Genomic DNA, 22468 nt, shown 5'->3' with positions numbered 1-22468 from the left:
GGACAGGTCGGAGCAGGAAGGAGAGACGATGACGAGCACGGTGAGGCGGGTCCCGCCCGAGAAGCAGCCGCTGAAGCCCGCCATCGCGCTGGCGATCATCTCGCTGCTGACGGTGCTGATGTCGGTGATCGGTGCCGCGGCGGTGTACGGCTTCGCCGCGACAGGATTCCTCGACGACCTGGCGCAGGATCAGGAGCTGCTGGGAGGGGAGGGCTTCCCGATACGCTTCGTCCTGATCACGCTCGTGAGCATGGGCCTCATCGCGCTCGCGGCCGCGATGAAGCTGGCCTCGGCCGTCCTCGGGATCCTCGTGGTGATCAGGGGCGAGGGGAAGCTGCGGATCGGGGCGAGCCTGCTGCTCGCCACGGCACTGTTCGGACTGTTCTTCTCCTTCTCGGTGGACGGCTCGCTGCTCTCCGGGACGTTCCAGGACCTCATCTCCCTCCTCGCGACGCTGGCCGAGGTGGCCCGATGGTGCGTGATGGTCGCGGGCATCGTGATCCTGGCGCTCGGGGTCAGCGAGGTCCGCCGGGAGCGGGCACGGCGACCGCGGACCCCGCGCGGAACCGGTCTGCCATGACGCCTCCCGCCCGCGCGGCACGGACCGGACGGGACCAGGGCCGCCACGAGCCGCACCCCCATCCCTGGGCCCGCAGGAGCTCCGGGAGGTCGCTTCGCGAGGCGACCCCGGACGCCGTCGGCCTCGACCCCGAGGTGCTGGACGGGCTGCCGGCGATCATCCGGGCCGGCCTCGAGAATGATCCGCCCCGCTTCGCAGGAGCAGCGCTGCTGGTCGCCTCCCGGGCGGGGATCGCCTACGAGCACGCCGACGGGCATGCGCTGCGCTGGCAGGACGCCCGGACCGAGCTGCCCCGGGACCAGTGGATCCCCGCGCGCACCGACACGATCTTCGACCTCGCGTCGATCACGAAGATCTTCACCGCGACCGCCGTGATGCAGCACGTCGAACAGGGTCTGCTGCGGCTGGAGGACCGCGTCGCCGATCACCTGCCGCGCTTCGCCGAGAACGGGAAGGGCGAGGTCACCGTGCAGCAGCTGCTCTCGCACGTCGGCGGGCTCCCGCCCTTCATCGACCTCGTCTCCGCCCATCCGGACCTCCCCTCCCGCCTCGATGCCGTGCTCACGGTCCGGCCGAGCTCCCCGCCCGGCACCGCGTACGTGTACTCCGACCTGGGCCTGATCGCGCTGGGGCTGATCGTCGAGACCCTCTCGGGGCAGGGACTGGACGAGTACGTGCGTGAGCACATCACCGCTCCGCTGGGGATGACGGAGACCATGTTCAACCCGCCCGCGGAGCTCGCCGGCAGGATCGCGGCGACCGAGCACATGGACTGCTTTGGATACCCCGTGCACGGCCATGTCCATGACGAGAACGCCTTCTCGCTCGGCGGGGTGGCCGGGCATGCCGGGATGTTCTCCACCGCCCGGGACCTCGCGGTGTTCGCCCAGATGTTCCTGGACGGGGGCCGCTGCGGCGAGGCCCGGATCCTCGAGGCCGACACCGTCCAGGACATGTTCACCGATCGCATCGCCGGGGTGACCGGGGAGGAAGTGCCCGCCGCGGCCTGGGCCCGGAGCTCGCCGCCTGGTCCTACCAGGCCGGTCTGACCAGCCCGTACAGCGGCGCGCACACCGGCTTCACCGGCACGTCGCTGGTCATCGACCCCCTCACCGACACGATCGTCATCCTGCTGACGAACTCGGTGCACCCCACCCGGGAATGGTCCACCACCTCGGTCACCCGGCGCGAGGTCTCCACCTGCGTCGCGCAGGCGCTGGGAGTGGTCCCGCCACGGATCCGCGGGGGCTGGCATGCCGGAGAGGCGGAGGCGAGCAGCGCGACGCTGGGCCTCTCCGTGGGCCTCGAGGCGGGCCGAAAAGGGAGCGCCGCGGAGCTGCGCCTGGACCTGTTCTTCCACCTCGAGACCGCCGCCGATGTCCTCATCGTCGAGGCATCCGCCGACCGGGGTGAGAGCTGGCTGCCGCTCCCTGGCCGCCTCGAGGCGGAGCGCGAGGACGGCGTCGAGGTGGCGGACGGGCAGATCACCGGCTGGGGGCGGCGGGTGGTCTGGGACGGCGCGTTCGCGCTCACCGACGACGGCGCCCCGCTCGTCGGCGTGGTGCGGATCCGCCTGCGCCTGAGGACGGACGGCCCCATGCGCGGGCTCGGCGCCTTCGTGGGGCGGCTCCGCGTGCTCGATGACGGTCAGGAGCTGTTCGACTCCGACCGTTCCGATGACCGCCGGGACGTCGTCGCCGACGGCTGGGTGCGCGACGGTTGGGTGCGCGAGGGCTGAGCGAACGGCCTGTGCGGCGCGGGTCAGCCCCGAGCGGCGAGCAGGGCCTCGACGTCGTCGGCGAGGTCCGCAGGCTCGACCGCGGGTGCGTAGCGGCGCTGCACCGTGCCGTCGGGACCGAGCAGGAACTTCGTGAAGTTCCACTCGATGTCACCGGCCGGGATCTCCTCGCCGTGCGCACCGGTGAGCCACTGGAACAGCGGATGGGCGTCCTCCCCGTTGACCTCGACCTTCGCGAACATCGAGAAGGTGACGCCGTAGTTCACCCGGCAGAACTCGGAGATCTCCGCCTCGGTGCCGGGCTCCTGATGCATGAACTGGTCACAGGGGAAGCCGAGCACCGTCAGCCCCTGTTCGCCGAAGCGGTCGTGCAGCGCCTGCAGACCGGCGTATTGCGGTGTGAGACCGCACCTGCTGGCGGTGTTGACCACCAGCACGAGGGAACCGAGATGGTCCGCGAGCCGCTGCTCCCGACCGGTGATGGTGGTGGCGGTGAAGTCGGCGAGAGTCGTCATGGCTCCATTGTGGTCCCTGGGCCAGGTCGTCCCCGGGCGATACCCGTCCGCCGACCGTTCCTCCCCAGCATCCCTTCATCCACAATCCCGTGACGCCCCTTTCGCCGGCTCCCACCTGCGGTGACGATGGAGTCATGACCAGCTCGCAGCACGTTGTCGGCACTGAGGGGGAGTTCTCCCCGCAGGCGCTCCTGGACGGCCTGCGGGCACTGGGCCCGGCCGCGCTCTCCGAGGCGCTCGGAGACCTCGCTCATCTCCTGCAGGAGATCGCCGGGGATCCCGGGGAGGCGTTCACGCTCGAGGGCAGGGCCCGCGGGGAGTTCGCGGTCCTGCTCGGCAACCTGCAGGCCTGCGCCTCGGCGATGGATGTGCTCGAGGCGCGCTCGATGCTCGCGCTGCGAGACATCACCCGCCGTGATCGATACGCCTCCGCCCGCGACCACGGGGCGCACGAGGTCGGTGCGGAGCCGTCGCGGACAGCGGTCGAGAAGGCGGCCGACGGCGCCACCCGAGATGACCTCTCGCTCATCACCCGGCGCTCACCGCACATGGCAGGTCGCACCTTGGCCTCCGCACAGCGGCTGCTCGAGGTGCTGCCCCGGATGATGGATGCGCTGCGGCTGGGGAAGATCAGCAGCGATGCCGCCTATGCGGTGGCCGGGGCCGCCTCGGCCCTCAGCCCGGATCTCGCCCGCGAGGTGGACCGCAGGCTCCACGAGCGGCTTCCCGAGCTCGACGGTGCGGGCACCCGGCGTTGGGCGGATGCGGTCGCGACCATCGCCGGTGAGCTCGACCCCGAGGGGGACACCCTGCGCCATCGCCGGGCGCTCCGGGAGCGTCACGTGACGATGCGGCCCGGCCAGCACGGCATGGCCACGCTGTCCGCCCGGCTCTCTGCGATCGATGCCGCCCGGATCCACAAGCGCCTCTCGCTCGAGGCCGAGCGCCGCCGTGCTGACGGGGCACGAGAGGGCCACGGCGCCGCCATGGCCGACTCCCTCACCGACACCCTGCTCGGGCGAGACGACGGCGCCGCCCCCGGGATCCTCGACATCGGGGTGATCATCACGGATCGCGCTCTGTTCCGTCCCGATGCGGGAGACACCGCTCATCTCGAGGGGTACGGGGCCGTCCCCGCAGAGGCCGTCCGCCAGCAGCTGCGCGCCGCCACCTCCGACCCCGCGGACCCGGCCGAGGACCCCTACGGCGCCGCCGGCCCCGCAGTCCGCGCCGAGCTCCGGCGCCTGTATACGCATCCGGCCACCGGGGAGCTGGTGGCGATGGACTCGACCGCGCGTGCCTTCCCGCCCGCCATGCGACGCTTCCTGACCTGGCGCGACACCACGTGCCGCGGCCCGCACTGCAACGCCGCCATCCGCCAGAGCGACCACATCGACCCGGTCTCCCGTGGCGGGCCCACCACCCTGGACAACGGACAGGGACTGTGCGGGCACTGCAACAAGAAGGAGACCAGCGCCGCGCACGTCGAACGGATCGAGGACCCCGGCAGGTCCGGCCACCGCGTGGAATGGACCGGCCACTCCGGCACCAGCCGGATCACCACCCCGACCCCGCTGCACTGGCCGCGCCGATCCGAGCCCGAGGACGCCCCGAGGGGCGACACGCTCGCCGAGGAGCCGCCCGTGGACGATCCGGATCCTTGACCACCTGCGGTCTCCGTCCAGGACCTCCCGGCGAAGGTCGTTAGCATCAGCCTCGTGAAACCGTTCGTGCAGATCGCCACCCGTCCCGAGGACGACGTCGCCCTCACCGAGCGCTCCGCGGTGCTCGACTTCACCGGACTCGCCGAGGACGAGCTGCTCTGGGCCCGCCTGGACCGCGACCCTTTCCCCGCTCTCGGGGCCGAGGACATCTCCGGGATCATCCTGTGCGGCAGCCCCTTTACCGTCTCGGACCCGGCCGACGGGAAGACCGCGGCGCAGGCGCGGGCCGAGGCGGAGATCTTCCGCGTGCTGGACCAGGTGATCGCCGAAGACATCCCCTTCCTCGGTGCCTGCTACGGGATCGGCACCCTCGGCACCCATCAGGGCGCCCGGATCGACAGGGTCAACGGCGAACCGCTGGGCGCCGTGCAGGTCACGCTGACCGAGGCCGGGCGGCAGGATCCGCTGATCCGGGAGGCCTCGCTGCCGGGGACCTTCACCGGCCTGGTCGGGCACAAGGAAGCGGTCAACACCCTGCCCGAGCACGCCACGGTGCTCGCCACCGGGTCCAGCTCGCCGGTGCAGATGTTCCGCGTGGGTACGCGGCAGTACGCCACCCAGTTCCACCCTGAGCTGGACATCCCCTCGATCATCGAGCGGGCCCGCGCCTATCGCGACCACGGCTATTTCTCCCCCGACGAGATGGAGGACGTCTTCGCCGCGCTGCGCGGGGAGAGCGCCGACCATCCGCCCCGCCTGCTGCGCGCCTTCGCGACCCTGTTCGCCCGCTGAGCCCGGTAAACGCTCGCCCGTGTCCGGCACGGCATCCCCCGTCGGCACCGCCGGCTCGGGTACCGTCCCAGCGTGCCCCGATTCACAGCTGAGCAGGTCCGTCGACGTCAGATCGTCGCGGGCACGCTCGCACTCGTGCTGCTGCTGTTGGTCGGCGGGTGCACCGCCACCGTGATCAATGCGCTGCGCGGCGGGGGCGACGGGCGGGCGCTCACCGAGAAGGCGCCCTTCGCGGCCGACGACGCCGCGATGTCGGTGACCGCCACGCCGGACGACGCCGCAGTGCTCGCGAATCTGCCCGACGGGAGCCGGCTCATGCCCGGTGAGGTGATGGGCATCGACGTCTCCAGCCATCAGGGCGACATCGACTGGGAAGAGGTCGGAGGAGCCGGGGTCGGCTTCGCCTACCTCAAGGCCACCGAGGGTGCCGGCTTCACCGACACCCACTTCCGCGAGAACTGGGACGGTGCCCGAGCCGCCGGCATCACGCCCGGCGCCTACCACTACTTCACGCTGTGCTCCTCCGGCGCGGAGCAGGCCGAGGACTTCCTGGCTGCCGCCGCGCCGGACGATTCCGCGCTGCCCCCGGCACTGGACCTCGAGTTCGACGGCGCCTGCGAGGAGCTGCCGGAGGCGAGCGCGGTCCAGGCCGAGATCGACGCCTTCACCGCCGTCGTCGAGGAGGCCTGGGGCCGACGCCTGCTCATCTACTCCTCCTCCGAGTGGCGACGCCACTACGGACTCCCGGTCACCGACCCCCGCCCGGACTGGCTCTTCGCCGCCGGGAAGCGACCGGCCCAGGAGGACTGGGCGGTGTGGCAGCTGCGCTTCGACGGCACCGTCGCCGGGATCGACAGCCCGGTCGACATCGACGTGGCCCGGATCGAGACGCTGCGGGAGCAGTCCACCATCCCCGAGGGCGAGGGCGCGCTCGCGCATCCCCTCGAAGAGCAGTGAGCGCGGCAGGTCCCGTGCCAGCAGGGATGTGCGTGCTTCAGGGCTGCAGCCGGTGCCGCTCCCAGCCGCCGTCGGCGCGGGCCGTGTAGAGGATCCGGTCGTGGAACCGATGCGGGCGTCCCTGCCAGAACTCCAGGGTCTCCGGGCGCACCCGCAGCCCGCCCCAGAACGGCGGGCGCGGCACCGGGACGTCCATGAATCGTGCCTCGACCTCTGCGTACTGCGCCTCCAGCGCCTCGCGTGAGGCGATCGGGCGGGACTGGTGCGAGGCCCAGGCCCCCAGCTGGGAGCCGCGCGGACGCTGCGCCCAGTAGGCGTCGGACTCCGCAGCGGTGACGGGTTCCACCGTGCCCTCGATCCGCACCTGGCGCTGCAACGGATACCAGGGCAGCAGCAGGGCTGCACGTGGAGTCGTCCCGACCTCGCGGCCCTTGTCCGAGTCCAGGTTCGTGAAGACCACGAAGCCGTCCGGGTCGTGGTCCTTCAGCAGCACGGTGCGGGAGCGGGGCCGGGCCGCACCGCCGGCGTCGAGCGCGACGGTGGAGAGGACCACGGCTGACGGCTCCGGCGGGTCCGCGTGCTCGTCCCGGTGCGCGAAGGCCTCTGCCAGCCACACGTCGAACAGCGCCAGCGGATCCGTCGGGGCGTCATCGGGCAGCGACCCGGCGAGGTAATCGGTGCGCTCGCCGGCCAGCCGCCGCACGGAGGCGGCGCCGTCGCCGATCGGAGCAGGGGACATCCTCGTCATAGCGCTGATCCTAGAGCCCCTCTCGGGCCCGTGCAGCAGGTCCTGGCCGGGGTGAGGGGTCGGGTGCCGAGCAGCCGGGCCAGGGCAGCGGGAGCGTGAGCAGCGAACGGGCACCGATCTTCCCGGCAGCGATCATCCGGACAGCGTCGGATCGCCCTCCGCGATCGCGCGCAGCGCTGCCAGGTGCCCGGAGAGCGCCGTGCGCCCGGCGGCGGTGAGCGAGACCCAGGTCAGCCGCCGAGCATCGTTCCGGACCGGGGAGAACTCTTTGCGCAGCGTCACCAGGTCCGCATCAGCCAGCAGCCTGAGGTTCTTCGAGAGGTTCGCGTCCTTCAGTGCCAGGGTGTCGCGCAGCACCGCGAACTCGACCTCGTCCACCGGGCGCAGCAGACCGCAGATCCGCAGCCGGACCGGGGCGTGGATGAGCTCGTGGAAAGCCGGGGCGGGCTCAGCCCCGGGGCGGGAGGAGGAGGGTCGGCTCATCGCGGTCCGGAAGGGCGGTAGGGGTGGGCGACCTCGGAGCGCAGCACCGCGTCGTACCGGCGACCCAGCACCACAGTCACGAGGAAGCCGACGGCGGCGGGAAGCAGTACCCACCGCTGCAGGAGCGAGGCGACCTTCAGCAGCGCGACGGAGCCCATCAGCAGCGCGAGCAGCGCCAGGATCAGCAGCAGCATGCGTCGGCTGCGGGGGCCCGCGGGCCGTGTCATGGAGATGCGGTAACGGCTGGTGTAGGACTGCATCATGAACGGGATCCAGATGATCACCAGGACGATCACGGAGATCGCGGGGACGCCGGGCAGGGCCTGGGCGCCGATGGCCGCAGCCACCAGCCCACCGAGGATGAGGTGGTACCACCATGGCGAGACCAGCCGTTCGGCGAGCTGCGAGGCGTCGGCGTCCAGTGCCCCCAGCGCGGCGCGCGCCTCGTCCGAGGTGGGTGGAGGGCCGGGTGGGCCAGGCTGATCGATCTGCATGGGGCGGAGACTACAAGTCACTTCACGAACTGGCAAGCGATCTGATCGGAGAGAGGCCGTGACGCCCTCGACGGTCGGCTCCATCAGCCCGCAGCAGGGCGGAGAGGCGAGCGCGCCCGCGGGGACGCTCCGCCGGGCGCCGGTCCGGCTCCTCGGGCGGTGTCGGCAGCTGCAGCGTGCTGGGATCTTCGCCGCGCTCGGTGGCGCGGACCTTCGCGACGCGCAGGGAGTGCAGGGCCTCGCGGTCGCCGTAGGAGGCGGGCAGCGGGCGGTAGTCGATGAGGTGGTCGGAGGTGGCTCGGGTGCGGCTGGTGGAGATGGTCGCGTCTCTCATGGCCCCAGCCTCCGCCGCGGCGCACCGGCGACACAGCCCTCGGCGGGAGCGGCGCGGTCAGACCGTGGGGTGATCCGCGGGAGCCCGCTCTCCGCCCGGGGTGTCGCGCAGTCGGTAGCCGTTCACCGCACCATGCGGATATCCCGCAGGCTGCCGAGATGCTCCTCCACCCGGCCGGCGCCGTCGGGCGCGAAGCCGGCCTTCTCGTAGAAGCGACGGGCACGGGGGTTGTCCTCGGTGACCCAGACGCTCGCGGGCCCGCCCTCGAGGATCGCCTCGGTCAGCTCCCGGGCGAGGCCGGTGCCCAGCCAGTTCTCATCGAGATAGAGCAGGGACAGCTCGCGGGATCGTGCCGGCTGCGCCTCGTGCGGGGGCCAGGAGGCGGCCAGCCCGATCACGGTGCCGTCTCCGTCGCGGCCCACCCTGAACACGCCCTCGTCGGCCTCCCGGGTGCCGGGCGTCAGCCAGCTGGTCCAGTGCGCGATCCGGCGGTCGATCGCCTCCTGCCCGAACCACTGCTCCCCCTGGAGCAGATGCGAGTAGGCGATCTCCCAGCCGCGCACGTGGACCCGCGCCAGGGTCGGTACATCGGCGAGGGTGGGGACATCGATCGCGAAGGCGCGGTCGCTCGGAAGGGCGGGGTCGGGAGCGGTCACAGGCCCACCCTAGGTGCCGCCAGAGCCCAGCTCACCTCGATCAGGTCCTCCGGATCGCGCAGGTCCGCACCGGTCAGCTCCTGGAACCGCTTGAGCCGGTAGCGCAGCGTGTTCGCGTGCACGGGGATCGATGCCGCGGCCCGCGGGATGCTCAGCCCATGCGCGAGATAGGCGCGGACCGTCTCGAGCAGGAACTGGCCGAACTCGCCCTCGGCCTCCAGCGGCGCCAGGTGGCGTCGCTGCAGCAGCGCCGTGGCCTCGGGACTCGCGGTGATGCCCATCCTCCAGGAGAGCGTCTCGAGGTCGGCGATGCCGCGGTGGCCCACCGCCAGCGCGGTCTCCAGCACCCGCGTCGCGGCCGCGAAGGACTCTGGCAGGGATTCCAGGGTGCCGGCCGGTCCCAGTGCGAGGGTCATCCCCTCGGGCTCCACACCGGGTGCCGGGGCGCCGATCACCATCCCCACCTCGGCGGTGCCGTGCGGTGTGGTCAGCACCGACACGCCGGCGCGGGTCGCCCAGTCCCGGAGTCGTCGGCCGACGTCGACGCGGTGATCGGGCCGCGGCGCCTTCAGCGCCCGCGCCTCCCGGTCGGTGAGACCGTAGGCGGCCGCACCGCTGCGCAGCTCGGTGCGGGGCAGGCCGGTCAGCACCGCGTCGATGATCCAGCGGGAGCGTCGGCCGGAATCGGCGACGGCCTCGGCCAGGGACTGCTCCTGGTGGACGATCACCGCGCGGGTGGAGAAGGCGTCGCCCAGGGCCCACAGCAGGTTCGCCCCCGCGAGCACCTCCTCGGCGGGCATCCCGTGCTCCGGGGCGAGCCGCTGCAGATGCCCCAGGATCACCGTCATGCACAGCCGGAACCCCGCCAGCACGCTGCCCAGCGGCACCCCCTGCCCCCTCCGTTCCAGTGCGAGCTCCTCGGCCTCGTCGATCTGGGCGGCATCGGGGGCGGCTCCGCGACGGAGGGTGCGGATGCTGAGCCCGATGTTCCGGTGGATCGACGCCTCGAGCGAGGCGGCGGGGACCTCGTCGTAGCCGGGCAGGGTCTCGCGGATCACCCGCGTGGTCTCCGGGACCAGTGCCGCATCGCCCTCGAGGGCGTCGAGGATCCGGTGCAGGGGCTCGCCGGCGGCGATCGGCTGCGTCATCGGGCTCCTCGCTCGTCGGTGGTGAGTATCTGCGGTGGGGCGTCTGCTGTGGAGCGGTGCGGCGCGGCGTCGTCCCGCAGCTGCCGGGCCGTCACGCCGCGGCGATGGCCTCCTCGAGGGAGCCGGGGGCGGTGATGTCCCCGGTGAACTGCTCGTCGTCGATGAACACCGCGGGGGTGCCCTGCCCGGTCGCCTGCGCCGCGGGCTCCACGACCTCCCGGAGCCAGGGGAGATAGGTGCCCTCGGTGATGCACTCGTCGACGTCCAGGCCGGTGGCCTGCGAGATCCGGGTGCTCAGCTCGGCATCGCTCAGGCCGGCGGCGTCGGGCTGGTCCGTGAACAGGGCCGACTCCGCGGCGGCCCACTGCGCCGGGTCCTCGTCCTCGGCGTAGGCGCAGACGGCGGCGTTCGCGGCGCGCCCGGAGTAGCCCGCCGGTGTCGAGCTCGCATCGAGCATCGGCCGCGGGTGCATGCGCAGCGTGATCTCGCCATCCTGCGCCAGCCGGGCCAGGTCCTCGCCCTGGGCGTCGTGGAAGGTGGCGCAGTGCGGGCACAGGAAGTCGAGGTACACGTCGACGACGGGACCGTCATCGCTGGTGCTCACCTCGAGATACGGCTGGTCCGCCGCGACCCCGGGCGGGAGCACGAGCTCGCCGCTGCCGGGCGTCTGCTCGGAATGTGCCCCGGGGGTCGTGTCGGAGCTGGTGCCGGGGGCGGCGGATCTCCAGAACGTGACACCGCCGACGACGACCACCAGCACGATCACCAGCAGCGCCACCAGGCAGGTGACGCCGACGGCGATGCCGATGACGAGCGGGGTGCGAGAGCGGGGTGCGGCCATGCGCTCAGCCTATCGGCGGGCTCCGCCGACGATCCCGCTTCCCCAAAGGTACCTGCAACCCGTAGTATCAGTAACGCCGGGTGCCGCGCATCCCACCGTCCCCGGCCGGCAACCGCCCAGACACCGCCGTCGAAGGAGAACCCTCGTGCCCGAGGCCGTCATCGTCGCCACCGCCCGCTCACCCATCGGCCGTGCCCGCAAGGGATCGCTGAAGGACATCCGCCCCGACGACCTCGTCGCCCAGATGATCCGGTCGGCCCTGGACCAGGTGCCGCAGCTGGACCCCACCACGATCGACGATCTGCAGCTGGGCTGCGCGATCCCCGAGGGGCAGCAGGGTGGGAACCTCGCTCGCACCGTCGCCGTCCGCCTCGGCCTGGACACCGTGCCCGGCGCGACCGTGACCCGCTTCTGCGCCTCCTCGATCCAGACCACCCGCGCCGCCTTCCACGCGATCGCCTCCGGTGAGGCCCGTGCAGTGATCTCCGCGGGGGTCGAGTCGATCTCGGCCAGCACCGGCAAGCTCATGGAGGAGGACGCCCGCGACCCGCTGTTCCGGGAGGCCTGGGAGCGCACCGGGCAGCGCGCCACCCGCGAGATCCCCGCCCCCTGGCACGATCCGCGCGAGGACGGCGAGCTGCCGGACGCCTACATCGCCATGGGCCAGACCGCCGAGAACGTCGCCGAGCTGCGCGGCGTGAGCCGCCAGGCGCAGGACGAGTACGCGGTGCGCTCCCAGAACCGTGCCGAGGCCGCCATCGCCTCCGGCTTCTACCAGCGGGATATCACCCCCGTCACCTTGCCCGACGGCACCGTGGTCGGCGCCGACGACTCCCCCCGTGCGGGCGTCACCCTGGATGCCGTGGGCGGGCTGGACCCCGTCTTCCGGCCCGAGGGAACCATCACCGCCGGCAACTGCTGCCCGCTCAACGACGGCGCCGCAGCGCTGGTGATCATGGAGGCGGAGTACGCGAAGGAGCTCGGGATCACCCCGCTGGCCCGCGTGATCGCGACCGGCGTCTCCGGGCTCAGCCCCGAGATCATGGGGCTCGGCCCCGTCGAGGCCACCCGCAGGGCGCTCGCGCTGGCCGAGATGACGATGGCGGACATCGACCTGGTCGAGTTCAACGAGGCCTTCGCCGCCCAGGTGATCCCCGCTGCCGAGGACCTCGGCATCGACCACGAGAAGCTCAACGTCCACGGCGGGGCGATCGCGCTCGGCCACCCCTGGGGCTCCACCGGCGCCCGCATGACCACCACCCTGCTGCACGGCCTGCAGGAGCGCGAGGGCCGCTTCGGCCTGGCGACCCTGTGCGTCGGCGGCGGCCAGGGCATGGCCCTCATCATCGAAAGGATCTCCTGATGACCAGCAATGACACCAGCGGGTGGGATGCCCCCGCTCCCGGCCATATCTCGCTCGGCGGCAACCCCGGCAGCCCCGCTGGCGCGCGCCCCGACTCCGTCGTCACCGACCGCGCCGTCGTCTCCGCGCCCGACGCCGCCGCCGCGACCCCCGCGGAGCTGCTCCCCGCAGCCGCCGACCACTACTCCCTGTTCCAGGACGTCGCCGGTGAGGATCTGCGCGCCTGGGCGGACGCCCGCTCGCTGGCCACCGAGGTGCTGCCGCAGATCAACGACTGGTGGGACCGCGGCGAGTACCCGATCGAGCTGATCGCCCGGCTGGGCGAGCTGGACCTGCTCACCGACGGCCTCGACGTGCCCGGTCACCGCACCCTCACCCCGCTCGCGACCGGGCTGGTGAACATGGAGCTCTCCCGCATCGACGGGAGCGTCGGCACCATGGTGGGCGTCCAGGGCGGTCTCGCCCTGCGCTCGATCATGCTGCTGGGCTCGGCGGAGCAGAAGCAGCGCTGGGCCGAGCCGCTGGCCACCGGCGCCGAGCACGGCGCCTTCGCCCTCACCGAACCTGATCACGGCTCCGACTCCGTCTCGCTGGAGACCGTCGCCCGCCGCGACGGTGAGGACTGGGTGCTCTCGGGTCAGAAGCGCTGGATCGGCAACGGCGTCGGCTGCCACGTCTCGGTGGTGTGGGCACGGGTCGAGGACGAGTCCCAGCCCGAGCTGCACGGCCAGGTCAGCGGGTTCCTCGTGGACCAGTCGCTGCCCGGCTACGAGGGCGAGGTGATCCGCGGCAAGGTCGCCCTGCGCGCCATCAACCAGGCCCACATCACGCTGAACGACGTGCGGATCCCGCTGGATCAGCGCCTGCCCGGCGCCCGCTCCTTCAAGGACACCTCGATCATCCTCTTCGCCACCCGCGCGGGGGTCGCCTGGGGCGCGCTCGGCCACGCCCTGGCCTGCTACGAGGCTGCGCTCGAGCATGCCCAGCACCGCATCCAGTTCGGCCGCCCGCTGGCCAAGGCGCAGAACATCCAGGTGCGACTGGCATCGATGCTGCAGACCCTGACCTCGATGCAGCTGCACTGCGTGCGCCTCGCCGAGCTCGAGGCCGCCGGCACCATCCGCCCCGAGCAGGCCTCGCTGGCCAAGGTGCACAACACCCGTGCCGCCCGGGAGATCGCCACCGACGCCCGCGACATGCTCGGCGGCTCCGGAATCCTGCTGGAGAACCGCGTGGTGCGTCACCGCAGCGATATCGAGGCCCTGCACACCTACGAGGGCACCGACACCATGCAGTCGCTCATCGTGGGCCGGTCGATCACGGGGGTCAGCGCCTTCGCGTGACGAGCCGGGCATCTCCGGCCGAGGACGCCGGTCCTCGGCGGCCTCGGCCGGGAGGGGGTGCTGGAGCCGCTTCGGCGTCGATCAGCTCTCGGGATCCTCTGTGATCGTGACGTTCTGGAACCGCTCCCGGTACTCCTCCTCGGTCAGGACCAGCTCTCCGGGCTTGTGCACGTCGTCGTCCGATTGGAAGCCTCCGTCCGGGCCCCACGGGTTCTGCAGCACGACATGGCCGTCCTCCGTCACGTCGGTGACCACGTACACATGGGTGCTCACGGTGTCTCGGGGTACCGCGCCATCTCTATCGCTTCAGGACTCCGCGTCGAACAGCCCGCCCTCACCGTCGCGGGGCCCGGTGTCCGCGACCACCACATGCCCGGCGGCGAGCTCATCCCGGAGCTGGTCGATCGAGGACTCGTCGTCGTACGTTCTCGCGTCCTGGCCGGTAAGGGTGAACATCGGATCTGCCGCGTGTCCGCCATTCTCGATCTCTCCGTACCCTCCGCGGTGTGATGCGTAGGCGGTCTCGAAGATCGACATGGTCGAGATGTCGCTGTTGCTGTCACGGACTCCGTTCCCGGCGACCTCCGGGTCGGCTGTCACGATCCTCTCCTGCACGCGTCCCAGGAAGTCCTTCTCGTAGAAGCGCACGTGGTACTGGCCGTCCTCGAACCAGACGTTCTCCTCGAGGAAAGCGGGGTTCGTCCGTGCCACCGCGGCCAAGGGCGCGAGGAAGAAGCAATCGCCCATCCCACCCTGAGTGATGCCCTCGGCATCTCGCCGAATCGCTGCCGGATCGCCGACGTCGTCCTGCACGCCGGCCGGGACGGCGACGGGGCCCCCACTGTCTTCGGTCGTCTTCGGCGGCGAGCGATCGCCGCCCCCGCCCGGCCCGACGGCCGCCGAGCCGTCCGCGGCGCTCGCCGCGACCTGCTCCTCCGCGTCAGACCGTGCTCGCCGGCCCAGCGTGCCGAGGAGCTCGACTGCGTGTGCGCCGGGGTGCTCGACCTGGGCCGAGAAGGCGCTGAGGAATGCTTCGCAATCCGGACCGACCCAGCCTGCGGGCCGCACCGCACCCCGCATCGCCTGCAGGAGCGAATCGAGCTGCGACTGCATTCGCTCTGCACAGTCGGCCCAGGCTGCCAGCATGTTCGCCTCTGCACTCAGGAAAGTCATCACCACCCCCGACAGATCACCGATGAGCAGGAACGCCATCCTCGACGCGATCCGAGGTCGATGGGGAGAAGTCCCCACGGAGCTCGATTGCACTGTCCTGTCGACGGGGTGAAAGTGTTCCTGACGCTCTCGTCGGACGACAGTACGAGGAGTACACGATGCCCCGCATGGCAACGACCGTGCGTGACCGACGGACTGTGGTGCTGTCGGGAGCTCTCGCCGGTCTCATGGTTCTGACCGGTTGCTCAGGTGATGAACCGACCGATGAGGAGACCACCGTGACCACGAGCCCCATGGAGCCCGAGGAGGCCCGCGAGACGGCGGCTGCTCTGCTGGAGGACGCCCAGGCCTCCCTCGAGGGCGCCTTTGGTGACCTCAGCTGGGAGGACTCGACCCCAGCGGGGGAGAAGCCGAGCGATGCCGGTTGCCGGATCACCCTTCCCACGCGCCGATGCGATGTCTATCTGGGGCGCGAGTCCGCTGACCACGAGCGGATCGCGATCGCGCTCTCCGAGGCGCTCGAATCCCATGCCCTACCGGCCGCCCCGACCCCCACAGGGGGCACCGGCGGCTGGCTCACCACCTCGAGCACCGGCGACGGGATCACCCTGAGCTTCCGCGCCAAGGGTTTCTCCGAGCTGACGGTGCACGTCGACGTGGCCCAGGCTTGCGCGGACATCCACTGACGGTCAGGGCCGAGCAGGCCTCGCCCGCCAAGGTGCACAACTCACGCACCGCCCGTGAGATCGCCTCGGACGCCCGGGACGCGGTGAGTCCAGATCTTCAGGGGTGGTCATGAGCAGAGCGGCGATGACGACGGCGGCCTTCTGGGTCGTCGCTGCGACGTCGGTGGCCGTCGTGCTGTTCATGGCGGGGACGAGTCGGTTCCTGGCTGCGGCGTTCGTCGGGCTCTCCGCGAGCGTGTGCATGCTCGTCCTCGGGCTCTCCAGGGCCCCCGGGGCCCGAGCGGGTGGGCTCGCCTCCGTGAGTCAGCGGCGTCGTCACGGACTGGCGATCATGGTGACCGGCATGGCCACGATCCTCGTCGGCGCCGTCCTGTCGGTGGTGTGGCCGGGCCCCCTCGCGACCTTCGTCATGCTCTGGGCGACGCCAGGGATGACCGTGGGCGGGGCGATCGAGGCCGGAACCAACAGCGAGACGCCCGTGCGTGCGAGGTCGGAGTCCGTCTTCTCGCCCGTCTTCTCGTCCTGGGTGGCGTCGTTCGGCGGCGTGGTCCCGGTGGGCAGCTCCTCGGAAGGAGCGCTGCCCGTATCGGCTCCGGCGGAAGCGCTGAGCTGCCGTCGGCGCAGGATGGGCAGTTGTCCCCATCGCCGTGACGACGAGGCGCGGATAGCATCGGCGACCACCAGGGCCCGGCGGCCCCGCAGGATGCGGGCGCCCGACCATGACAGCGGCGGCACCGTGCGATCGGGCACGGTGAGGGGGAGCAGGGATGGGCTTTCTCGGGCAGGACACGGAGGCTGTGAGGACGTGCGCGGACTCGTTCTCGCGCGGGGGTTCCGCGATCGCTCAGATGGTGGCCGAGGTCACGCCGCGGGTGATGGATGAATCGATGTGGCGCGGGCAGGACGCGGACCAGCTGCGCAACGCGTGGCGGAGGGGCGTCCTGCACGACGTGGACAAGATCCTCGCCGACCTCAGGACTCTCTCGCGCGAGCTCGAGAACCATGCCGAGGAGCAGGACAGCGCCAGCTCCGCGGGTGACAGCGGCGGTCTCGGACCGGGCGCGGAGGTGGGGATGGGGCTCGGAGCCGTCGGCCTCGGCGCCGGGTTCGCACCGGGTCTCGCCGCGGGCTTCTTCTCCGGGGACCCTGACGGCGATGACGGGCTCGGGAACGACAACGGCGGGTCTTCGCCGACGGGCAAGCAGACCGACCATACCCTCACGCAGGAGGACGCGGACAGGATCTTCGAGGAGTACCAGGTCGAGGACGACGAGACCACGATGTGGAAGCTCACCGGGTACAAGCGCTGGCTCGCCGAGAAGGCAGGCGTGGATATCCCGGATCCCATGGAGGTCACGCAGACGGAGGCCGAGCTGCTGGACGACCTCAACCCGCTGGAGATGAAGCTCTTCAATGATGTCAAGGATCAGGCGCTCGACGAGGTCTCTGCGCGCTACGGCGACGAGAACGGCGACGATCCTCATCCTGGTGACGCGCCGTTCAACGACGACCAGGCCGATGCCTTCCGGCACGCGTACATCAACGCGAGGAACGCCCGGCTCTTCGGCGATGACTGGGCCACGGACTTCTGGACCGGCCACGAGCGGCTCGAGGGCAATGACCCGGCGCGTGAGGCGATGGATCTGTACAACAACGAGGTCGGGCGCCGCATCGCGCGGGAGCATCCCTTCGCGACGAATGAGAAGATCGCGGACCTCGTCGAGCAGGCCGTCGCGGATGGTGAGATGGTGGTCATCGATCAGTCCGGGAACCTGGTGCCGTCGAACTCGATCACGCCGGATCAGGCAGGTCACCCCGACCCGGACGCGGCGCCGATGCCCGGTCATCCGCAGGAGAGGCAGACGAGTTGACGAGTCCCCGGAACGGGCCGCAGGTCCTCGCGCGCCGCACTCTCCTCGCTCTTGCGGTGCTGGGCGTGGCGGCGTGCGGGACGAGGACACCTGAGGGCGAGCACGACGACGAGGAGGCAGGCCCGATGGAGCTGACATCAGGACGTGAGATCGACGACGTTGTCGTCGAGCTGTGGAAGGACGGGGGCGAGGCTGCGCTGTCCGGCATCGTCGGTGTCGAGTTCGACGACCTCCTGGTGTTTCCCGAAGGCACTCCGGCGGAGAGGGTGAACGAGGCGGCCGGGGGAGAGCTGCTGGGCGGCAAGTACTACCAGTCCTCCACCCAGCTCTTCCTGTTCCGGGCCGGTGGGAGTGCGGTGCTGGCGGCGATGATCTCCTCCGACGTGTTCGAGCACGAGATCCAGAATGCGACCTTCGGTCCCGAGGTGCGGATCGTCGCCCACGGCGATCAGCAGCTGGTCACCCTCGAGAGCTGAGGACGGGTCGGCTCGGACTCGAGCGACCTCTCGGCCTGGGATCCTGCTCGAGAACCGCGTGGTGCGCCACGGCGGCGTGCCGCTCACCGGTGGTAGGAATCCTCCCGTTCGGCCGCCTCGGCACGTTCGAGCGCGATGACGTCCCGGCCGAACGAGACGATCAGCAGTGCGAGCGCGGTGGCCACGATGCCCGCGGCCACCTCTCGGGGGATCGCCGGCACCATGGCGGTGAGCAGGGCGACGCCCTGGAACCCGCCGGTCACCCGCCGGAACTGACTGAAGTCCAGCGGGCGGCGCAGCGCAGGCCGTACGAAGGACGCCGCGACGTAGGCATAGCGCATCAGCCCGATCGCGAGCGTCCAGGGACCCACCACGGTGGCCGCGAGCACCGAGAGCACCAGGATCAGCGCGGCGTCGGCCTCCATGTCGATCCGGGCGCCGACCACACCTGCCGTGCCCGTGCGCCGCGCGACCGGGCCGTCGAGCGCGTCGGAGGCGAGCGCAGCCGCGATGAGGATCGCGAGCGGCCAGGACCGCGCGGTCAGCACCTCGCCGAGGACGAGCACGGTCGCGGCGGCGAACGCGCCGGTCGCCAGGTGTCGCAGCAGAGTCAACAGATCCGCGAGGGTCACCTCGCCGGGGGCGCGCGGCCGCAGGGTCGAGGCCGCGACCAGGGCCGGGGCCGGCGCGCACAGGAGTGCGACGGCGGCGAGCGGCACGGAGACGGGGGCGGCGAGCAGGAGGATCACGATCGCGGCGGCCAGCTGGCCGAGGACGAGCATCGCCAGCACCGGCACCACCCGTCGCAGGCGTCGCGAGGGAGTGCTATGGGGCGGCGTCGTCGTCATCGGGCGAGCGTAGTGCGAGGAGGATCGTGGCACGCCGCACCGCGTCCCCGCCGTCTGCGCGGCCACTGATCAGGATGGCGGACGACACCGTCCGGACCGTCTACGATCGACTCCGACGTGGGCGGCACGCCCTGAGTGGTCGCCGGATGCACCGGGAGAGCGTATGGAACAGGGCCGGTCTACCGCCCGTGCACGCGGCCGCACACCGAACGTGACGAGGCAGTCCTGGTGGGGTCGGCTATGGAGCCCGTTCTGGGCGATCCCCGTGGCGTGCTCAATCGCGGCCGTGGTGCTGGGAGTGGGGCTCCCCCAGCTGGAGGAGGCGCTCGATGTGAACCTCCCCTATGTGTTCCAGGGCGGTCCCGACGGCGCCCGCGGACTTCTCGGCACCATCGCCACCGGGATGATCTCGATGACCGGTCTGGTCTTCTCGATCACGATGGTGATCCTGCAGCTGGCCAGCAGCCAGTTCACCCCGCGCGTGCTGGGAGGTTTCCTGGAGAGCCGCATCACTCAGTTCACGCTGGGTGTGTTCATCGCGAGCTTCGTGTTCGCGCTGGCCGTCACGCGCTCGGTGCGCGGAGAGTACGGGAACACCGGCGAATTCGTCCCCAAGACCTCCGTGACGCTGGCGTTCCTGCTGGTGCTGGCGAGTGTGGGCTGCTTCCTCGCGTTCATCCACCACATCACCACGTCCATCCAGGTCTCCCACGTGATCTCCCGTATCGGTGACCGTTCGCTGGAGCTCGCCGAAGCGCTGTACCCGGGGACCGAGGAGGATGAGGGGACGGGCCTCGGACCCACCTGGTCGCCCGATCCGGGAACGCCCCGGGTGGCGGTCTCCACCGAGGACGTGCACGGGGTCATCACTCAGGTGGATTACGAGCGGCTGGTGGAGCTGGCCCGCGGGCTCGACGTGGTGGTGCTGATCGACCGCGAGGTGGGGCAGTTCCTCGCCGAGGGACAGCACCTGTTCCGTGTCTGGGGGACCGAGCAGCTCGAGGAGGCCGACCGCGCGAGGCTGTGGAGCACGATCACCCTCGGCCATGAGCGACAGATGCACCAGGACGTCGGATTCGGGATCCGTCAGCTGGTCGACATCGCCGAGCGGGCGCTGTCGCCCGGCATCAACGACCCCACCACGGCGGTGAAGGTCATCGACGAGCTGCACCGGGTGCTGAGGCACCTGGTGCGCCGCCAGTCTCCCAGCCCATACATCGCCGACGAGGATGGCCGGGTGCGGGTCGTGCACCGACCGCAGTCGATCGAGGGCCACCTGTCCCTCGCGGTCGACGAGATCAGCCACTACGGGGAGGGCTCCGTGCAGGTCCCCCGCCGCCTGAGAGCGATGCTGGAGGACCTCCAGGACGTGGCCCTGGACCGCTACCGACCCCGACTCGGTCAGGCTCTCGAGCGCCTGGCGGAGCCGACGGGCCACGCGGTCTCCGACTCCGACGCGGGGGCGGACCACAGGGGAGGGGAGGGCCCTGAGCAGGGTGGTGACCTTCCAGGGTCCCGAGACGTGCGGGCGAGGGCATGAACGGACTGGAGCTGCCACCGCTGACCTGGCGCTGACGATATGACTCAGAGAGCGCGCAGCGCGTCGACCAGCACCTCGGGCTCGTTCCTGGGGCAGAGGCGGACGGTCCGCACCAGCTCCGGGGTGCCGCTGCCGAGGATCCGGACCTCCCCGGCCGGGTCCTCGCAGCGCACCGGGTCCTCGTCCAGGAGCACGTCGTTGAGGGCGGTCAGCACGGTGCCCGCCCCTCCGGCGGCGAGGCTGGTCTCCTCGTCCCCGGGGCCGGGAACGAGGGTCCGCCCCCATCCGGGCGGGGTGTTCTCAGCCCGGATGGTCATCTCGTCCTGGTGGCCGGATGGACTCAGCGAGTAGCTCTCGGCCGGGACTGACTCGTCGGGACCGTCCCCCTCCCAGGGGCGGATCTCGACCGATGAGTGCTGATACGGGTGGCCCAGCTGCGCCACGTCGTCGTCCTGCAGCTCATGCGCGGCGTTCCAGAGCGCGTTCATCGGGCTCTCGGAGGTGCAGGGTGAGGCCTCGGACAGGTGGGAGACCGATCCGGAGATCTCGACCGTGCCGGCGGCTCCGTGGGGGCATTGCGGACCCCGCTGCCTGGGGGCGGTGGCCACATAGGCCTCGACGGCCCCTTCGAGGTGCTCCCGGTCTGCCGCCGAGATCGTTCTCGGGACCGAGTAGAGGACGGTGCCGTCGCGCAGGGTGTAGCTGCTCGTCAACGAGTCCTCGGTCACCACGAAAAGGATCTCGCCGTAGCTGCCACCGGGGTCCACGGCTGGAACGATCATGGTGATGACATCCGTCGTCGCGAGATCGATCTCCGCCTGCTCCGAATTCGAGAGCGCGCCGGGTGTCGAGGCCGCCGTCGGTCCCGGGGTCGTCGGGCTCGTGACGGGAACGACCTCCGCCCCGGTGCATGCACCCACCGCCAACGTGAGTGCGGCGAGCAGCGCTGCTGCGCCCGTCCGTTTCGTGCGTGGCATGGGTCCACTCCTCAGATCCGGCTCCCCCGAGCCGCGTGTGGTCAGCGTACGGAGGGTGGGGCGAGGGGGCGATGGGGAGTGGTCCCCACCGGCCGCCGTGGCATCCGCGACCGAGCGCGGTCAGCGGCTCCCCAACGGCAGCATCCGGGCGAGCGCATCCTGCCACGGGCCCAGCTCCCAGCCCTGAGCGGCGACCCAGTCGTCGTCGAAGTAGGTGTCGGAGTAGCGATCCCCGGGATCGCACAGCAGGGTCAGCACCGAGCCCGTCTCGCCGCGCTCGCGCATCTGCGTGATCAGACGGGCGACGGCGACCAGGTTCGTGCCGGTCGAGGCGCCGACGCGCCGGCCCAGGTGCTCCGAGAGGTATCGGGTCGCGGCGATCGAGGCCGCATCGGGCACCCGGATCATCCGGTCCACCACGCCGGGAACGAAGCTCGGCTCGACCTGCGGGCGGCCGATCCCCTCGATGCGCGAGCCCTGGTCGGTGGTGATCGTCGGATCCTGCTGCACCCAGCCCTCGAAGAAGGCGGAGTTCTCGACGTCGGCCACGCACAGCGAGGTGGGCAGGTTGCGGTAGCGCAGCAGCCGTCCGAAGGTCGCGCTGGTCCCGCCGGTACCGGCCCCCACCACGATCCAGCGCGGCACCGGATGCGGTTCCAGCTCCAGCTGTGTCAGCGCGCTGACGGCGATCGAGTTGTTGCCCCGCCAGTCGGTGGCCCGCTCGGCGTGGGTGAACTGGTCCATGAACAGCCCGCCCTGTTCATCGGCCAGCCGCTGCGCCTCCCGGCTCATCGACTCCGCGCCCTCGACCACATGGCAGTGCCCGCCGGCCGCCTCGATCAGCGCGATCTTGCGGGTGCTGGTGCCGCGCGGGATCACCGCGACGAAGGGGATGCCGAGCATCCTTGCCACATGCGCCTCGCTCACCGCGGTCGAGCCCGAGGACGCCTCGATCACCGGCATCCCCGGTCGCAGCTGGCCGTTGACCAGGGCGAACAGGAACAGCGAGCGGGCCAGTCGATGCTTCAGGCTGCCCGAGGCGTGCGTCGACTCGTCCTTGAGGTAGAGCTGGATGTCCCAGCTCGACGGCAGGTCCACGCGCACCAGGTGGGTGTCGGCGCTGCGCCTGCCGTCGGCCTCCAGCCGGTGGATCCGCTCGGACACCCAGGCCCGCAGCGCGTCATCGCTGCGGTCCACGTCCTCGAGCTGGTTCAGGAGCTTCGCCTCGTCGTCCATGCCAT

At 71.3% G+C, this 22468-nt stretch carries 26 protein-coding genes; 12 read left to right on the top strand and 14 right to left on the bottom strand.

The window, feature by feature from the left end; all coding sequences use genetic code 11:
* The first annotated feature begins 28 nt into the window (after positions 1 to 28).
* The 3 genes from CFK39_RS07570 to CFK39_RS16780 all read left to right on the top strand — a co-directional run bounded on the left by CFK39_RS07570 (position 29) and on the right by CFK39_RS16780 (position 2318).
* Positions 29 to 580: a hypothetical protein gene (locus tag CFK39_RS07570; RefSeq protein ID WP_089064960.1), complete on the top strand. Its 552-nt coding sequence runs from the start codon at positions 29 to 31 to the stop codon at positions 578 to 580.
* Complete coding sequence (locus tag CFK39_RS16785; protein WP_245822972.1) at positions 577 to 1629, top strand: serine hydrolase domain-containing protein; 1053 nt, start codon at positions 577 to 579, stop codon at positions 1627 to 1629. Before CFK39_RS07570 ends, CFK39_RS16785 begins: the two co-directional genes overlap by 4 nt.
* Positions 1630 to 1724: 95 nt before the next feature.
* Complete coding sequence (locus tag CFK39_RS16780; protein ID WP_245822971.1) at positions 1725 to 2318, top strand: M6 family metallopeptidase; 594 nt, start codon at positions 1725 to 1727, stop codon at positions 2316 to 2318.
* Positions 2319 to 2341: 23 nt separating this feature from the next.
* Here the strand turns inward: CFK39_RS16780 and CFK39_RS07560 are convergent, their stop codons facing one another.
* Positions 2342 to 2833 carry a glutathione peroxidase gene (locus tag CFK39_RS07560; RefSeq protein WP_089064959.1) on the bottom strand — a complete coding sequence of 164 codons (492 nt, stop codon included), beginning with the start codon at positions 2831 to 2833 and terminating at the stop codon, positions 2342 to 2344.
* A gap of 134 nt (positions 2834 to 2967) precedes the next feature.
* On the opposite strand from CFK39_RS07560, the gene CFK39_RS07555 reads away from it, so the two are divergent.
* The 3 genes from CFK39_RS07555 (at position 2968) to CFK39_RS07545 (ending at position 6246) form a co-directional block, all read left to right on the top strand.
* Positions 2968 to 4497: an HNH endonuclease gene (locus CFK39_RS07555; protein WP_089064958.1), complete on the top strand. Its 1530-nt coding sequence runs from the start codon at positions 2968 to 2970 to the stop codon at positions 4495 to 4497.
* A gap of 54 nt (positions 4498 to 4551) precedes the next feature.
* Complete coding sequence (locus CFK39_RS07550; protein ID WP_089064957.1) at positions 4552 to 5289, top strand: glutamine amidotransferase; 738 nt, start codon at positions 4552 to 4554, stop codon at positions 5287 to 5289.
* Positions 5290 to 5361: 72 nt separating this feature from the next.
* On the top strand, positions 5362 to 6246 hold the full coding sequence (locus CFK39_RS07545) for a glycoside hydrolase family 25 protein (protein ID WP_089064956.1): 885 nt from the start codon (positions 5362 to 5364) through the stop codon (positions 6244 to 6246).
* A 37-nt stretch (positions 6247 to 6283) separates the two neighbouring features.
* Here the strand turns inward: CFK39_RS07545 and pdxH are convergent, their stop codons facing one another.
* The 7 genes from pdxH to CFK39_RS07510 all read right to left on the bottom strand — a co-directional run bounded on the left by pdxH (position 6284) and on the right by CFK39_RS07510 (position 10950).
* A complete protein-coding gene (gene pdxH / locus CFK39_RS07540) occupies positions 6284 to 6994 on the bottom strand; it encodes a pyridoxamine 5'-phosphate oxidase (RefSeq protein WP_245822970.1) in 711 nt (236 codons plus the stop codon).
* 132 nt (positions 6995 to 7126) lie between these two features.
* Entirely contained in the window at positions 7127 to 7477 is a 351-nt protein-coding gene (locus tag CFK39_RS07535; protein ID WP_089064955.1) for a transcriptional regulator, read from the bottom strand.
* Positions 7474 to 7971 (bottom strand): hypothetical protein, encoded by a 498-nt coding sequence (locus tag CFK39_RS07530; protein ID WP_089064954.1) that lies wholly within the window; start codon positions 7969 to 7971, stop codon positions 7474 to 7476. The genes CFK39_RS07535 and CFK39_RS07530 overlap by 4 nt, the downstream gene beginning before the upstream one ends.
* Before the next feature lie 22 nt (positions 7972 to 7993).
* Positions 7994 to 8305, bottom strand: coding sequence for a hypothetical protein (locus CFK39_RS07525; protein ID WP_089064953.1), 312 nt, complete (start codon positions 8303 to 8305; stop codon positions 7994 to 7996).
* A gap of 122 nt (positions 8306 to 8427) precedes the next feature.
* Positions 8428 to 8961, bottom strand: a complete 534-nt coding sequence (locus CFK39_RS07520; RefSeq protein WP_089064952.1) for a GNAT family N-acetyltransferase — start codon at positions 8959 to 8961, stop codon at positions 8428 to 8430.
* Positions 8958 to 10109 carry a PucR family transcriptional regulator gene (locus tag CFK39_RS07515; protein WP_089064951.1) on the bottom strand — a complete coding sequence of 384 codons (1152 nt, stop codon included), beginning with the start codon at positions 10107 to 10109 and terminating at the stop codon, positions 8958 to 8960. Before CFK39_RS07515 ends, CFK39_RS07520 begins: the two co-directional genes overlap by 4 nt.
* Positions 10110 to 10200: 91 nt before the next feature.
* Positions 10201 to 10950, bottom strand: a complete 750-nt coding sequence (locus CFK39_RS07510) for a DsbA family protein (protein ID WP_089064950.1) — start codon at positions 10948 to 10950, stop codon at positions 10201 to 10203.
* A 145-nt stretch (positions 10951 to 11095) separates the two neighbouring features.
* Between CFK39_RS07510 and CFK39_RS07505 the strand changes: the two genes are divergently transcribed.
* Both CFK39_RS07505 and CFK39_RS07500 read left to right on the top strand, forming a co-directional pair.
* Positions 11096 to 12313, top strand: coding sequence for an acetyl-CoA C-acetyltransferase (locus CFK39_RS07505; RefSeq protein WP_089064949.1), 1218 nt, complete (start codon positions 11096 to 11098; stop codon positions 12311 to 12313).
* The gene (locus tag CFK39_RS07500; protein ID WP_089064948.1) at positions 12313 to 13656 is read left to right on the top strand and encodes an acyl-CoA dehydrogenase family protein; all 1344 of its coding nucleotides are present in this window, start codon (positions 12313 to 12315) and stop codon (positions 13654 to 13656) included. The genes CFK39_RS07505 and CFK39_RS07500 overlap by 1 nt, the downstream gene beginning before the upstream one ends.
* An 81-nt stretch (positions 13657 to 13737) precedes the next feature.
* Here CFK39_RS07500 and CFK39_RS07495 read toward each other — a convergent pair whose 3' ends face one another.
* Positions 13738 to 13929 (bottom strand): hypothetical protein, encoded by a 192-nt coding sequence (locus CFK39_RS07495; protein ID WP_089064947.1) that lies wholly within the window; start codon positions 13927 to 13929, stop codon positions 13738 to 13740.
* Between the two features lie 33 nt (positions 13930 to 13962).
* Complete coding sequence (locus CFK39_RS07490) at positions 13963 to 14868, bottom strand: C2 family cysteine protease (protein WP_089064946.1); 906 nt, start codon at positions 14866 to 14868, stop codon at positions 13963 to 13965.
* 239 nt (positions 14869 to 15107) lie between these two features.
* Here CFK39_RS07490 and CFK39_RS07485 point away from each other — a divergent pair, with 239 nt between their 5' ends.
* Positions 15108 to 15515, top strand: coding sequence for a hypothetical protein (locus CFK39_RS07485; RefSeq protein ID WP_157697101.1), 408 nt, complete (start codon positions 15108 to 15110; stop codon positions 15513 to 15515).
* 315 nt (positions 15516 to 15830) lie between these two features.
* Here the strand turns inward: CFK39_RS07485 and CFK39_RS16210 are convergent, their stop codons facing one another.
* Positions 15831 to 16265 (bottom strand): hypothetical protein, encoded by a 435-nt coding sequence (locus CFK39_RS16210; RefSeq protein ID WP_157697100.1) that lies wholly within the window; start codon positions 16263 to 16265, stop codon positions 15831 to 15833.
* A gap of 98 nt (positions 16266 to 16363) precedes the next feature.
* Between CFK39_RS16210 and CFK39_RS07475 the strand changes: the two genes are divergently transcribed.
* A complete protein-coding gene (locus tag CFK39_RS07475; RefSeq protein ID WP_089064943.1) occupies positions 16364 to 17386 on the top strand; it encodes a DUF6973 domain-containing protein in 1023 nt (340 codons plus the stop codon).
* Positions 17383 to 17862 carry a hypothetical protein gene (locus CFK39_RS07470; protein ID WP_089064942.1) on the top strand — a complete coding sequence of 160 codons (480 nt, stop codon included), beginning with the start codon at positions 17383 to 17385 and terminating at the stop codon, positions 17860 to 17862. The genes CFK39_RS07475 and CFK39_RS07470 overlap by 4 nt, the downstream gene beginning before the upstream one ends.
* An 83-nt stretch (positions 17863 to 17945) precedes the next feature.
* Here CFK39_RS07470 and CFK39_RS07465 read toward each other — a convergent pair whose 3' ends face one another.
* Complete coding sequence (locus CFK39_RS07465) at positions 17946 to 18710, bottom strand: CDP-alcohol phosphatidyltransferase family protein (RefSeq protein WP_245822969.1); 765 nt, start codon at positions 18708 to 18710, stop codon at positions 17946 to 17948.
* Between the two features lie 265 nt (positions 18711 to 18975).
* Here CFK39_RS07465 and CFK39_RS07460 point away from each other — a divergent pair, with 265 nt between their 5' ends.
* A complete protein-coding gene (locus CFK39_RS07460) occupies positions 18976 to 20250 on the top strand; it encodes a DUF2254 domain-containing protein (RefSeq protein WP_245822968.1) in 1275 nt (424 codons plus the stop codon).
* Between the two features lie 44 nt (positions 20251 to 20294).
* On the opposite strand, the gene CFK39_RS07455 is transcribed toward CFK39_RS07460, so the two are convergent.
* Complete coding sequence (locus CFK39_RS07455; protein ID WP_089064939.1) at positions 20295 to 21227, bottom strand: hypothetical protein; 933 nt, start codon at positions 21225 to 21227, stop codon at positions 20295 to 20297.
* A gap of 120 nt (positions 21228 to 21347) precedes the next feature.
* Positions 21348 to 22463, bottom strand: a complete 1116-nt coding sequence (locus CFK39_RS07450; protein WP_089064938.1) for a PLP-dependent cysteine synthase family protein — start codon at positions 22461 to 22463, stop codon at positions 21348 to 21350.
* Positions 22464 to 22468 lie beyond the last annotated feature (5 nt).

This window comes from Brachybacterium avium, from assembly GCF_002216795.1.
In the GTDB taxonomy this organism is placed as follows: domain Bacteria; phylum Actinomycetota; class Actinomycetes; order Actinomycetales; family Dermabacteraceae; genus Brachybacterium; species Brachybacterium avium.
The sequence above is the reverse complement of the archived record's forward strand: the minus strand, read 5'-3'. Positions and strand labels throughout refer to the sequence as shown.

Excerpts from the sequence above, each read along its gene's own strand:
- pdxH (WP_245822970.1), bottom strand. The coding sequence starts at position 6,994 with ATGACGAGGATGTCCCCTGCTCCGATCGGCGACGGCGCCGCCTCCGTG.
- CFK39_RS07465 (WP_245822969.1), bottom strand. The coding sequence starts at position 18,710 with ATGACGACGACGCCGCCCCATAGCACTCCCTCGCGACGCCTGCGACGG.
- CFK39_RS16785 (WP_245822972.1), top strand. The coding sequence starts at position 577 with ATGACGCCTCCCGCCCGCGCGGCACGGACCGGACGGGACCAGGGCCGC.
- CFK39_RS07455 (WP_089064939.1), bottom strand. The coding sequence starts at position 21,227 with ATGCCACGCACGAAACGGACGGGCGCAGCAGCGCTGCTCGCCGCACTC.
- CFK39_RS07535 (WP_089064955.1), bottom strand. The coding sequence starts at position 7,477 with ATGAGCCGACCCTCCTCCTCCCGCCCCGGGGCTGAGCCCGCCCCGGCT.
- CFK39_RS07570 (WP_089064960.1), top strand. The coding sequence starts at position 29 with ATGACGAGCACGGTGAGGCGGGTCCCGCCCGAGAAGCAGCCGCTGAAG.
- CFK39_RS07490 (WP_089064946.1), bottom strand. The coding sequence starts at position 14,868 with ATGGCGTTCCTGCTCATCGGTGATCTGTCGGGGGTGGTGATGACTTTC.
- CFK39_RS07475 (WP_089064943.1), top strand. The coding sequence starts at position 16,364 with ATGGTGGCCGAGGTCACGCCGCGGGTGATGGATGAATCGATGTGGCGC.
- CFK39_RS07525 (WP_089064953.1), bottom strand. The coding sequence starts at position 8,305 with ATGAGAGACGCGACCATCTCCACCAGCCGCACCCGAGCCACCTCCGAC.
- CFK39_RS07515 (WP_089064951.1), bottom strand. The coding sequence starts at position 10,109 with ATGACGCAGCCGATCGCCGCCGGCGAGCCCCTGCACCGGATCCTCGAC.
- CFK39_RS07560 (WP_089064959.1), bottom strand. The coding sequence starts at position 2,833 with ATGACGACTCTCGCCGACTTCACCGCCACCACCATCACCGGTCGGGAG.
- CFK39_RS07530 (WP_089064954.1), bottom strand. The coding sequence starts at position 7,971 with ATGCAGATCGATCAGCCTGGCCCACCCGGCCCTCCACCCACCTCGGAC.
- CFK39_RS07555 (WP_089064958.1), top strand. The coding sequence starts at position 2,968 with ATGACCAGCTCGCAGCACGTTGTCGGCACTGAGGGGGAGTTCTCCCCG.
- CFK39_RS07510 (WP_089064950.1), bottom strand. The coding sequence starts at position 10,950 with ATGGCCGCACCCCGCTCTCGCACCCCGCTCGTCATCGGCATCGCCGTC.
- CFK39_RS07450 (WP_089064938.1), bottom strand. The coding sequence starts at position 22,463 with ATGGACGACGAGGCGAAGCTCCTGAACCAGCTCGAGGACGTGGACCGC.
- CFK39_RS07500 (WP_089064948.1), top strand. The coding sequence starts at position 12,313 with ATGACCAGCAATGACACCAGCGGGTGGGATGCCCCCGCTCCCGGCCAT.